Raw genomic sequence first — 12,176 nt, 5'->3', positions numbered from 1 at the left:
CGCTGGCGGATTAGTTACGCTGGTCGATTAGTTACGCTGGCGGAGTGGATCAGGCAGTGAACCGTGGGCGAGTGCAGGTCGTGGGCGGGGCGATCGTGGACTCGCTGGACGCGCCCACGCGGCTGCTCGCCGCCCGTCGGACCGCACCCCCGGCCTTCGCCGGCCAGTGGGAATTCCCGGGAGGCAAGGTCGAGCCAGGGGAAGGCCATGAGGAGGCGCTGCACCGCGAGCTCGCCGAGGAACTGGGGATCGAGGTGCTGCTCGGCCCGGAGGTGACCGGCCCCGGCTCGGACGGCTGGCCGCTCAACGAGCGCGCCGCCATGCGCGTGTGGTTCGCCGAGGTCAGGGCAGGAGTGCCCGCCGCGCTCGAGGACCACGATGAGCTGCGCTGGATCACGCTCGGCGATGGCGGACCCGCCGACCCTGCACTGTCAGAGGAGGAGCTCCCGTGGATCCCCGCCGACTTCCCGATCGTCGCCGCCGTGCGCGCCCTCGCTGCGCGCCTGCGCGAGAACGCGGCGACGTAGACCGGAAAGGGCGCCAGCGCCTCGCATCCCTGGGCCGAGGCCGGGCGAGCCGACGATCGACATCGGCGCCGGGATATCAGCCCGGGCGGGCCGCACTTCAGAAGAGCTGACCCTGCCCGGCTGCGGCCGCCGTCGTCCGTTCTGCGGTGCCGCTCACGGCCGCGGTGGCGTCCGAGCGCGAGGTGCCGCCCTCCGCCCCGCCGTCGAGGTCGGGCATGCGGTGCGCGACCGTGTCCGGGCGATCGAAGCCATGGCGTCGCTTCGCCTCGGCGACGCGCCGGCCGAGCCACGTGCGGTACTCCTTCGGGGCGTACGCTCCCTGACCGTAGAGGCGCCGATACCGGCCCACGAGCTGCGGGTGGTCGCGCGCGAGCCACCCCATGAACCACTCCTTCGTGCCGGGCCGCAGATGCAGCGCCCCAGCGGTCACGCCGCTGGCCCCGGCGGCCGCGAGTGCGGCGAAGAGCGCGTCGAGCTGGTCCTCCCCGTCGGTGAGCCAGGGCAGGATTGGCATGGCCATGACCCCGCACGGCAGCCCGGCGTCGCGCAGCTTGGAGATGAGCGAGAGCCTGGCCGACGGTGTGGGCGTGCCGGGTTCGACGACGGCCTGGAGCTCGGGGTCGAGCATCGCGAGCGAGACACCCGCACCGACGGGCACCTGAGCCGCCGCCGACTTCAGGAGCGGGAGGTCGCGGGCCAGGAGCGTCCCCTTCGTGAGGATCGAGAACGGCGTGCCGGAATCGGCGAGCGCCCGGATGATCCCGGGCATGAGGGCGTACCGGCCCTCGGCACGCTGGTACGGGTCCGTGTTCGTGCCGAGGGCCACATGCTCGCGCCGCCACGAGGGCCGCGCGAGCTCCGCCCGCAGGACCTCCGCGACGTTGACCTTGACCACCAGCTGCCGGTCGAAGTCGAGGCCCGCGTCGAGGTCCAGGTAGGTGTGGGTGCCGCGTGCGAAGCAGTACACGCACGCGTGGCTGCACCCGCGATAGGGATTGATGGTCCAGCGGAAGGGCATGGAGGACGCCGGCGGCACCTTGTTGAGCGCCGATCTTGCGGCGACCTCATGAAAGGTAATGCCCTGGAACTCCGGCGTCCGGACGGCGCGGAGGAGCCCCGCGAGCGGGATGAGGGGCGGACCCTCTGCTTCAGCCTTCGCCGTCTGCGTGTTCCATCGCATGCCCACTATTCGAATACATGTTCGAAGTGCTGTCAAGGCGCCACACGACGGTGACCGACGTGTGCACCTCGGCCTCGCCGGCCTCGACGGGCATGGCTCCCGCGGCGCTCGCGGACGCGGGGCGCGCCACCGGGAACGGCGCGCCCGGCATGGAGGGCGCGGACGCATCGATCCGCTGGACGTCGCCCAGCTCGCGCCCCGCAAGCCGGGCGAGTCGGGCCGCGGCCGCGCGCGCGTCGTCGAACGCGGCCTCCTGGGCCGCGGCGTGGGCGGCGGCCGGATCGCTCACCTCGAGCGCGAGTCCCTGGATGCGCAGCGCGTCGCCGCCCGCGCGGACCACGGCGTCGAGCAGCTGGGGCGTCCGCGCGAGATCGCGGGACGTGACGGTCAGGCCCGTGCTTGCGAGATAGCCCACGATCCTGCCCTGTCCGTTCGCCCAATCCATCTGCGTCTGCACGGTCAGGCCGGCCGTTGCGACGTCGGGCCGTGGAACGCCCGCGGCGACGACGGCGTCGACGACGCGCTGTGCCGCGGCGGCCGCGCCTTCGTAGGCCTCGGCCAGGCCGGGCGCGCGCACCTCGACGGCGAGGCGAACGACGGCGGAGTCCGGCACGGTGTGCACGGAACCCGTGCCCGTGACGGTCACGGTGTCGGCGTTATGCCCGTGGTGGTCTCCCATCGTGGACTCCTCTGGGCGCTTGGCCCGGTTGGCGTGGGGGTTCTGGATGCTGGGTCGGCGGGCCGCTGGGCCCGTATCGGTCACGTCCACGCTAACCCTGCGGATTCACGGAACCCAGAGGCGAGTGCACGGTCCACTAGACTTGGCGGGTAGCCGGACCAGCGCCGCGCGCTGGGTCTGGCTCCCTGCACACCCAACCGCTGCGTAAGAACGGTCCATGACTGAAACATTGCCCGGCGTCACCGTCCCGGACCCCCTGGACGAGGCCGCCGTCACCGCCGCCGTCAGCCGCGCCCTCGAGGAGATCTCGGGAGCGTCCACCCTGGACGAGCTCAAGGCCGTCCGGCTTGCGCACACCGGGGAGAAGTCCCCGCTCGCGCTCGCGAACCGCGCGATCGGCGCGCTGCCCAAGGAGTCGAAGTCCTCGGCGGGGAAGATCGTGGGCGCGGCGCGCGGGCGGGTCAACAAGGCCATCGCCGAGCGTTCTGAGGTGCTCGAGGCCGAGAACGACGCGCGGATCCTCGTCGAGGAGACGGTCGACGTCACGGCCGCGCCGCGCCGGCGCCGCGCCGGCGCACGGCATCCGCTCTCGACGCTCCAGGACCGCGTGAGCGAGATCTTCGTGGGCATGGGCTGGGAGATCGCGGAAGGCCCCGAGCTCGAGTCCGAGTGGTACAACTTCGACGCGCTCAACTTCAAGCCCGACCACCCGGCCCGCGAGATGCAGGACACGTTCTTCGTCGAGCCGGCCGATCGCCACCTGCTCCTGCGCACGCACACGTCTCCCGTGCAGGTCCGCTCGATGCTCGAGCGCGACGTGCCGATCTACGTCCTGTGCCCGGGAAAGGTGTTCCGCACGGACGAGCTCGACGCGACGCACACGCCCGTGTTCCACCAGTTCGAGGGCCTCGCCATCGACGAGGGCCTGAGCATGGCGGACCTCCGCGGGACGCTCGCGCACTTCGCGCGGCAGATGTTCGGCCAGGAGGCGCAGATCCGGCTTCGGCCCAACTTCTTCCCCTTCACGGAGCCGAGCGCCGAGCTCGACATCTGGCACCCGGGCGCGAAGGGCGGCCCCCGCTGGATCGAGTGGGGCGGCTGCGGCATGGTCAACCCCAACGTGCTGCGCGCGGCGGGCATCGACCCAGACGTCTATTCGGGGTTCGCGTTCGGCATGGGCATCGAGCGCACGCTCATGTTCCGCAACGACGTCGTGGACATGCGCGACATGATCGAGGGCGACGTCCGGTTCAGCGAGCACTTCGGGATGGAGATCTAGGCATATGCGAATCCCACTTTCGTGGCTGCGCGAATACACGCAGCTCCCCGCCGGCGCGACCGCCGAGGACCTCATGGCCGAGCTCGTCGCGGTCGGGCTCGAGGAAGAGGCCGTGCACCGGCCCGCCGACAGCATCGCTGGCCCGATCGTCGTGGGCCAGGTGCTGAGCCTCGTCAAGGAGCCGCAGACCAACGGCAAGACGATCAACTGGTGCCAGGTGCGCGTGGTCCCCGAGGGCCACGAGCAGACGCTCACGGGCAAGGGCATCGACCCCTCCGGCGTGCAGGGGATCGTGTGCGGTGCGCACAACTTCGCCGAGGGCGACAAGGTGGTCGTGACGCTTCCGGGCGCGACGTTGCCCGGGGACTTCCACATCGCGGCGCGCAAGACCTACGGTCACGTGTCCGCCGGCATGATCGCCTCCGCCCGCGAGCTCGGCATCGGCGAGGACCACGACGGCATCATCGTGCTTTCCCGCCTCGGCCTCGACCCCGAGATCGGGACGGACGCGCTCGAGCTCCTCGGCCTCACGGACGAAGCGGCCGAGATCAACGTGACCCCGGACCGCAGCTACTGCTTCTCGATCCGCGGCATCGCACGCGAGTACGCCCACGCGACGGGCACCGCGTTCGAGGACCCGGCCACGCAGGTCGCGGTGCCGGAGAAGCTCGAGGGTGGCTACCCGGTCGTCCTCGACGACCGCGCGCCCGTCTACGGCGTGCCCGGCTGCGACCGCTTCGTGGCCCGCACGGTGCGCGGCGTCGATCCCACGCGGCCCACGCCGCCGTGGATGGTCTCGCGCCTGCGCCTCGCGGGCGTGCGCTCGATCTCGCTCCCGGTCGACATCTCGAACTACGTCATGTTCGAGCTCGGCCAGCCCACGCACTGCTACGACCTCGACAAGCTCACGGGCACCATCACGGTCCGCCGCGCGGAGGACGGGGAGAAGATCGAGACGCTTGACGGCAAGATCCGCGACCTCGACGCCGAGGACCTGCTCATCACCGACGAGTCGGGCCCGATCGGCATCGCTGGCGTCATGGGCGGCGCTTCGACCGAGTGCTCGGACCAGACGGTCAATGTGCTCGTCGAGGCGGCACACTTCGACACCGTGACGGTGGGCCGCTCGCGCCGCCGGCACAAGCTGCCGTCCGAGGCGTCCAAGCGCTTCGAGCGCGGCGTCGACTGGGAAGTCGCCGACGAGGCCGCCCAGCGCGTGGTGGACCTCCTCGTCGAGCTCGGCGGGGGCACCGCGGACGAGGCCGGGACCGACGTCGGAACCGAGCCTCAGCGCCCCGAGATCGTCCTGCCGGCGGCCTTTGCGTCGGAGCGCATCGGCATGGAGTTCTCGGAGGAGCTCATCGCGCGCGTGCTCGGCGACCTCGGTGCTGAGATCGACCGTCGCGGCCACGACTTCCTCGTGACCCCGCCCAGCTGGCGCAACGACCTCGAGACGAAGGAGGACCTCTCCGAGGAGGTCGCCCGCCTCGTGGGCTACGACAAGATTCCGTCGCGGCTCCCCGTGGCGCCCCCTGGGCGCGGCTTCACCCGCACCCAGCAGCAGCGCCGTCGCCTCGTGCAGGCCCTCGCGGACGCAGGCCTCACCGAGGTGCTCGCGTACCCGTTCGTGTCCAAGGCCGCCAATGAGACCTTCGGCGTTGCTGAGGCCGGCGCGGCGCGTCCGGCGGTCAAGCTCGCGAACCCGCTGAGCGAGGAGTTCGGCTGGCTGCGCACCTCGATGCTCCCGGGGCTCATCGAGGTGGCGAAGCGGAACCACTCGCGCGGCTTCCGCGACCTCGCGCTGTACGAGACGGGGCTCGTGTTCCTGCCCGCCGACGGCGCGCTCGGCACGGCGACGATCCCGCCGCTCGGCGCCCTGCCCTCCGAGGAGGAGCTCGAGGAGCTCGACGCGGGCCTGCCGGACCAGCCGCTCCACGTCGGCGCGATCTTCACGGGCCACGATTCGCCGGCCGCCGCGGGGCACACACCGCGGGTGTGGGACTGGGCGGACGCGATCGACGTCGCGCGCCTGGCGGGCGAGGTGCTCGGCGTCGACCTCGTGGTCGCCCAGGGCTCCCATCAGGCGTTCCACCCGGGCCGCACGGCACAGCTCTCGCTGCGCTCGGGCGAGCTCGTGGGCGTCGCGGGGGAGCTGCACCCGAAGCTCCTCGAGGCGCACGACCTGCCCGCACGGACGGTCGCGCTCGAGCTCGATGCCGACGCGCTCTTCGAGGCAGCCCCCGACGTGATCGTCGCGCGGCACATCTCGACGTTCCCGGTCGCGACCCAGGACGTCGCGCTCATCGTGGACGCCGCGATCCCGGCCGACGAGGTCAAGGAGGCACTCCGCGAGGGCGCTGGCGAGCTCCTCGAGGAGGTGCACCTCTTCGACGTCTACGTGGGGCGCGGCATCGACGAGGGCAAGAAGTCCCTCGCGTTCGCGCTGCGCTTCCGGGCGCCCGACCGCACGCTCACGGCCGACGAGGCCTCCGAGGCGCGCGCGGCCGCCGTCGCCCGCGCCGCGGAGCGCTACGGGGCCGTGCAACGCTGACACGGGCGCGGATCCCCGTGCGCTTGCTCGCCGTGCCGCTGGGCGTCCCGGGGACCCGGCTGCCGGCTGGCGTGCCGACGGCGGGCGAGTCCCAACGGGCCGCGGCGATCGTCGATCCGCAGCGCTCGCACGAGTACCTCGCGGGGCGCCTCGCGCTCCGCGCGTTCGTGGCCGGCGAGCTGGGCGTCGAGCCCGAGCGCGTGCGGCCGGCGTATAGCTGCCCCGCGTGCGGCTCGGGCGAGCATGGCAGGCCGGGGTTCGTCGTCGGCACGGACGACGACGGCGCCCCCGGCCGCCCGCTCGACGTCGCCGCGAGCCTTTCGCGGGCCGGGGGCTGGGCCCTGCTTGCGCTTGCTGCGGCGGGCCCCACGGCCGACGGCGAGCCGCCCGCGATCGGCGTGGACCTGGCCCTCGTCGCGGACTTTCACCGCGCGATCCCCGACGCGGCCTACTCGCCCGCCGAGCGCCGTCGTCTGCTGTCGGTGCCCGACGCGCCTGCCGAGGCTGCGCGACTCTGGGCCCGCAAGGAGGCGCTGCTCAAGGCGCTGGGGACCGGGCTGCGCACGGATCCGGCGGGCGTCGAGACGCTCGGCGACGGACGCGTGAGCGACGTCGACGCTCGGGGGCTCGGGCTGCCACCGGGGTTCGTCGCTGCGACGGCGGTCGGCTTCGCCGCTACCTCGGCAGGGCCGGGAGCCGCTCCTCGTAGAGCCACGGGCGCAGGACGCTAGCGGCATCGAACTTCCCCGCCCCGGCGCACACCCGGTCGAGGAGCTCGATGAAGTCGGCCGTCGAGGCCTGCCCATGGCGCCGCTCGGAGGCGAACGCGCGGAGCGAGCGGAAGAACCGGTCGTCGCCGACGGCTCGGCGAACGGCGTGGAGGGTCAGGGCGCCGCGCTTGTACACGCGGTCGTCGAACATGAGGTCCGGCCCCGGGGTGCCGATCCGCAGGTCCTGGGGCAGCGTCGCGAGGTACTTCCACGCCGCGGCGGCGCGCTCCCCGGCGGACGCGAGCCCCGCCTCGTCGCTCCACAGCCACTCGGCGTAGCACGCGAAGCCCTCGTGCAGCCAGATGTCCTCCCAGCGGCGCACGGTCACCGAGTTCCCGAACCACTGGTGTGCGAGCTCGTGGGCGAGGAGCCGCTGCGCGTCCCAGGTTCGCCGGAGGTGGTTGCGTCCCATGATCGAGAGGCTCTGGGCCTCGAGCGGGATCTCGAGCTCGTCCTCGGTCACCACGACCGTGTAGTCGCGGAACGGGTACGGGCCGAACAGCTCGGAGAACAGCTCGACCATCCTGACCTGGTCCTTGAGGCCCGAGGCCGCCTCGCCCCGCAGCTTCGGCGGGACGTTGGCGAAGACCCGCACTCGGCCCGAGCCGCGGTTAGGGAGCTTTCCGAGCTCGATCTCCTGATAACGGCCGATGAGCAGCGTCGCGAGGTACGGGGCCATGGGCTCGGGCTGCTCGTAGACCCACGTCTCGCGGCTCGAGCGCCTCTGATGGCCCACGAGGAGGCCGTTCGAGACGGCGCGGTAGCCTGCGTCCGCCGTCACCGAGATGCGGAACGGGGCCTTCTGGCTCGCGTGGTCGTTGCAGGGGAACCACGTCGGGGCGCCCACGGGCTGCCCCGCGACGAGCACGCCGTCGTCGAGTTCTTCCCAGCCGACCTCGCCCCAGGGCCCGCGCACGGGTCCGGGGCTGCCTCCGTAGCGGACCTCGATCTCGAAGCGCGCACCCTTCGCGATGGCCGAGCGCGGCGTGACGATGAGCTCGCCGTCGCGCTGGGCGGTCTTCGCCGGCTTCGAGCCGTCCACCTGGACCTTCGTGGCGCGCAGGCCCTCGAGGCTCAGCCGCACGGAGTCAAGCTTCTCGCGTGCCACGGCCTTGATCCGGGCGCGGCCGTCCAGGCGGTTGCTCGCGAGCTTGACGTCGAGGTCGAGGTCGTAGTGGGTCACGCGGTATTCGGGGGTGCCGTGACCGGGGGTATAGGGGTCGGGGAGGCCCTTGCCGTTCTTTCCGTTCTTGGGGCTCACCGGGTGGGCACCTCCGGCTCGCGCCAGGGCGCGACCGGGTTGCCCCGCCAATAGGTCCCCGCGGGGATGCCCTCGCCGCGCATCACGAGCGAGGCCGGGCCCACCGTGGCGCCGGCGCCGATGCTCGCCCCGGGCAGGATGACGCCGTGGGGACCGATCGTCGCCCCCTTGCCGAGGGTCACGGCGTCGATGCTCATGATGCGGTCGTGGAAGAGATGGGTCTGCACGACGCAGCCGCGGTTGACGGTCGAGCCGGGGCCGAGCTCCACGAGGTCCGCCTCGGGCAGCCAGTAGCTCTCGCACCACGTGCCGCGTCCGATCCGGGCGCCCAGCAGGCGGAGCCACCAGACGAGCGCGGGCGTCCCGGCAGCGGCCCGCGCGAACCAGGGCGCCGCGACCATCTCGACGAACGCGTCGACGACCTCGTTGCGCCACACAAAGGAGCTCCAGAGGGGGTGCTCGCTCGCCCGGATCCGGCCCACGAGCAGCCACTTCGCGACGGCGGCGGCGCCAGCCGCGACCGCGCCCGCCGCGAGCATGACGGCGCCGCACACGAGCGCCGTGGGCAGGTACCCCCACGCCGCGGCGAGCGCGTCCAGCGCGGCGACCACGACGACGGCGATCGCCACGGTGAGCACGACCGGCACCGCGCGGCACAGTTCCCACAGGGCGCGGGCGACCTTCAGCCGGCTCGGCGGGCTGAACGTGCGCGCGGTGTCCGATTCGAGGGAGGTGCGGCGCAGCCTGACGGGCGGGCTGCCGAGCCACGAGGAGCCCGACTTGGCCTTCCTGGGTGTCGCGGAGAGGACCGCGACGAGGCCGTTCTTCGGCACGGAGCGGCCGGCCGCCGTCATGCCCGAATTGCCGAGGAAGGCTCGCTTGCCGATCTTTGCCGGCCCGATGCGAAGCCAGCCGCCGCCGAGCTCGTAGGAGGCCACCATGGTGTCGTCGGCGAGGAACGCGCCGTCGCCCACCGTGGTCATCTTGGGGACGAGGAGCACCGTGGAGGCCTCGACGTCCTTGCCGACCGTGGCGCCGAGCAGGCGCAGCCAGGTCGGCGTGAAGAGGCTCGCGTAGACGGGGAACAGGAGGTCGCGCGCCATGTCGAGCACACGCTCCGTGGCCCATACCTGCCAGCCCATGCGGCTGCGGATGCGGTACGTGCCCTCGCGCAGGCCGAGGCCCAGAAGTCGCGTGCACGCGGCTACGAGCACGAGGTTCCCGGCGAACCAGGCCGCGGCCGCGAGGGGTGTCGCAGCGAGCAGCGCGGGGAGGGCCGCGTGGAGGCTCGCGTGGCCCGCCGCAGCCCATAGGAGGACGGCCCCGGCCGCCGCCGCAGAGGCGTACGGGATGAGCGCGAGGAGCGTGGAGCCGGCTCCGAACGCCGCGATCCAGACGCCCTCGAGCACGGAGGAACGGCGCGGGCCGGCGTCCGGCCAGTCGTGCTTGGCCTTGCCCACGCGTTCGGCCGGCGAGCCCGAGACCCTCAGGCCCGCCTTGACCTTGCCCGAGACCGCCGAGCCGGGCTCGACCACGGCGTCGGCGCCGATTTGGGTGCCGGGAAGCAGCGTGCTGCGCGAGCCGACCGTCGCGCCGGTGCCGATGCGGATCCCGCCGACGTGGACCCAGTCGCCGTCGATCCACCAGCCGGACAGGTCGACCTCGGGCTCGACGGACGCCCCCTTGCCGAGCTCGAGCATGCCCGTCACAGGTGGCACGGAATGCAGGACGGCGTCGCGGCCGATCTTGGCCCCGAGCGCGCGGGCGTAGTACGGGACCCACGGCGCGCTCGCGAGGCTCACGGCCTGGGCCAGATCGGCGATCTGCTCCGCGAGCCACAGCCGCAGGTGCACGCTCCCCGCCCGCGGATACTTTCCGGGGCCCACGCCCCGGAGCAGGAGGCGCGCCGCCGCGACCGAGATCGCCATGCGTCCGAGCGGGCTCACGAACACGAGCCAGGACGCGGCCACCCACCACCACGAGACGGTCGGCGCGGCCGAGAACCCGGCGGCCGCCTCGAGCACGTTGTTCGCGGCCATGAGGTAGGTCAGCCAGCGCATGCCCACAAGGATGAACAGCGGGATGCCGAGGAGTGTCTGCGCGACCTGGGTGCGAGCCGAAGCGGGCTTGACGGAGCGGTCGACGGCGGGGGTGGCCTCGGCGCGGGCGCGGCCCGCGATCGCCTCGACGAGGGCGCCGACCCGCGGGTGAGAGTACACCTCGGCCACCGTCACGGTCGGATACCGGCGGCGCAGCGACGAGACGAGCTGTGCCGCGGCGAGCGAGCCGCCGCCGAGGGCGAAGAAGTCGGCGTCGAGACTCGACGGCTGGGTGCCGAGCACGGCGCCCCACTGCTCGACGATCCACGCGGCGTCGTCCGAGAGCTCGAGCGGCGCGCCGGTGCCCTCCTCGCCGCCCGGGAGCGGCCACGGCAGGGCGTTGCGGTCCACCTTTCCGCTTGTCTTGGTCGGCAGCCATTCGACGACGGCGAGCAGCGGCACGAGCGCCGCCGGGAGGGCGTGACGGAGTCGCTCGCGGCACGCGTCGAGGTCGGGCATCATGCCGTCCGACGGCGCGAGGTACCCCACGAGCACTTGGTTCCCGGCCGCCGTCGTCCGCACTGCCGCCGCGGCTCCCGCGACGCCCGGAAGGGCCTGGAGCGCGGCGTCGACCTCGCCGAGCTCGATGCGGCGCCCGCCGAGCTTGACCTGCTCGTCGGCGCGGCCCTGGAAGACGAGGCCCTCGCGCTGGTACGTGACGAGGTCGCCCGAACGGTAGGCGCGCGCCCACCCGAGCGACGGCATGGGCGCGTACTTCTCGGCGTCCTTCGCCGGATCGAGGTAGCGTGCGAGCCCGACGCCCCCGATGATGAGCTCGCCGACATCGCCCTCAGGGACGGGCACGCCGTCCGGGTCGACGATCGCGAGGTCCCAGCCGTCGAGCGGCAGCCCGATCCTTACAGGCCCATCGCCACCGAGCGGCGCGGCGCACGCCACGACGGTCGCCTCGGTGGGGCCGTACGTGTTCCACACCTCGCGGTTCTCCACCGCGAGCCGCTGCGCGAGCTCGGGCGGGCAGGCCTCGCCGCCGAAGATGAGGAGTCGGACGTTCTCGAGCGCCTCGCCCGGCCACAGGGCCGCGAGGGTCGGGACAGTCGAGACGACCGTGATGCCGCGCTGGACGAGCCACGGACCGAGGTCCATGCCGGTGCGCACGAGCGCGCGCGGAGCCGGAACGAGGCACGCGCCGTGCCGCCACGCGAGCCACATCTCCTCGCAGGATGCGTCGAACGCGACGGAGAGGCCTGCGAGAACGCGGTCCTCCGGGCCGAGCGGCTCGGACTGCAGGAAGAGGCGGGCCTCGGCGTCGACGAACGCCGCCGCGGAGCGGTGGCGGACGGCCACGCCCTTGGGCGTTCCTGTCGAGCCGGACGTGAAGATGATCCAGCAGTCGTCGTCCGGGTCGGGCAGGCGCGGCGACGGGAACGGCGTGGGGCGCTTCTTGTCCACCACGAGCGAGCCCCCGCCGTGCAGGATCCCTGCGACCCCCGCCTCGCTGAAGACGAGCTTCGCGCGCTCGTCCGGATCGTCGGCGTCGACCGGCACGTAGGACGCGCCGATGAGCAGGACGGCGAGGATCGAGACGTAGAGCTCGTTGGTTCCGGACGGGATGCGCACGCCCACCCGTTCGCCGGCGCCAAGGCCCGCCGCGTGCAGCCGGCGGCCCACGGACCGGACCTCCTCGAGGAGTTCCGCGTAGCTCAGGACCTGGGTCCCGTCGTCGAGCGCGGGTGACTCGGGGAAGGCCTCGGCCGTGGCGGTCAGGACGTCGACGAGGGTTCGCTCCGGCGGCGTCCGGTCGGACGCGGGAAGCTGCGGGGGATACGGGCGTTCGGCGGTGTCAGCGGCCAGGGGCTGGGTGTCGCTCAT

At 72.9% G+C, this 12,176-nt stretch carries 8 protein-coding genes; 4 read left to right on the top strand and 4 right to left on the bottom strand.

All coding sequences use genetic code 11. The features are described from left to right. Window positions 1–44: 44 nt before the first annotated feature. Window positions 45–527, top strand: a complete 483-nt coding sequence (locus E6A26_RS03595) for a (deoxy)nucleoside triphosphate pyrophosphohydrolase (protein WP_327407312.1) — start codon at window positions 45–47, stop codon at window positions 525–527. Between the two features lie 97 nt (window positions 528–624). On the opposite strand, the gene E6A26_RS03590 is transcribed toward E6A26_RS03595, so the two are convergent. After that, complete coding sequence (locus tag E6A26_RS03590; protein WP_211128940.1) at window positions 625–1,707, bottom strand: Rv2578c family radical SAM protein; 1,083 nt, start codon at window positions 1,705–1,707, stop codon at window positions 625–627. Next, the gene (locus tag E6A26_RS03585) at window positions 1,676–2,470 is read right to left on the bottom strand and encodes an SIMPL domain-containing protein (protein WP_136609835.1); all 795 of its coding nucleotides are present in this window, start codon (window positions 2,468–2,470) and stop codon (window positions 1,676–1,678) included. Before E6A26_RS03585 ends, E6A26_RS03590 begins: the two co-directional genes overlap by 32 nt. Before the next feature lie 133 nt (window positions 2,471–2,603). On the opposite strand from E6A26_RS03585, the gene pheS reads away from it, so the two are divergent. The 3 genes from pheS to E6A26_RS03570 are packed head-to-tail and all read left to right on the top strand — an operon-like array spanning window position 2,604 to window position 6,947. Further along, entirely contained in the window at window positions 2,604–3,665 is a 1,062-nt protein-coding gene (gene pheS / locus E6A26_RS03580) for a phenylalanine--tRNA ligase subunit alpha (protein WP_136609834.1), read from the top strand. Window positions 3,666–3,669: 4 nt separating this feature from the next. After that, window positions 3,670–6,216 (top strand): phenylalanine--tRNA ligase subunit beta, encoded by a 2,547-nt coding sequence (gene pheT / locus E6A26_RS03575; RefSeq protein WP_136609833.1) that lies wholly within the window; start codon window positions 3,670–3,672, stop codon window positions 6,214–6,216. 17 nt (window positions 6,217–6,233) lie between these two features. Beyond that, entirely contained in the window at window positions 6,234–6,947 is a 714-nt protein-coding gene (locus E6A26_RS03570; RefSeq protein WP_211128938.1) for a 4'-phosphopantetheinyl transferase family protein, read from the top strand. Here the strand turns inward: E6A26_RS03570 and E6A26_RS03565 are convergent. Both E6A26_RS03565 and E6A26_RS03560 read right to left on the bottom strand, forming a co-directional pair. Further along, window positions 6,892–8,247, bottom strand: coding sequence for a M1 family metallopeptidase (locus E6A26_RS03565; RefSeq protein ID WP_136609832.1), 1,356 nt, complete (start codon window positions 8,245–8,247; stop codon window positions 6,892–6,894). The two genes, E6A26_RS03570 and E6A26_RS03565, sit on opposite strands and share 56 nt — an antisense overlap. Continuing rightward, window positions 8,244–12,176 (bottom strand): Pls/PosA family non-ribosomal peptide synthetase, encoded by a 3,933-nt coding sequence (locus E6A26_RS03560; protein ID WP_136609831.1) that lies wholly within the window; start codon window positions 12,174–12,176, stop codon window positions 8,244–8,246. Before E6A26_RS03560 ends, E6A26_RS03565 begins: the two co-directional genes overlap by 4 nt.

The organism is Sinomonas albida (assembly GCF_004919045.1).
Classification (GTDB): Bacteria; Actinomycetota; Actinomycetes; order Actinomycetales; family Micrococcaceae; genus Sinomonas; species Sinomonas albida.
This window is presented reverse-complemented; position numbering and strand designations above follow the sequence as displayed.

Bases quoted from the DNA above. Each gene is read 5' to 3' on its own strand.
- pheS (WP_136609834.1), top strand. From the start codon at position 2,604: ATGACTGAAACATTGCCCGGCGTCACCGTCCCGGACCCCCTGGACGAG.
- E6A26_RS03560 (WP_136609831.1), bottom strand. From the start codon at position 12,176: ATGAGCGACACCCAGCCCCTGGCCGCTGACACCGCCGAACGCCCGTAT.
- pheT (WP_136609833.1), top strand. From the start codon at position 3,670: ATGCGAATCCCACTTTCGTGGCTGCGCGAATACACGCAGCTCCCCGCC.
- E6A26_RS03590 (WP_211128940.1), bottom strand. From the start codon at position 1,707: ATGCGATGGAACACGCAGACGGCGAAGGCTGAAGCAGAGGGTCCGCCC.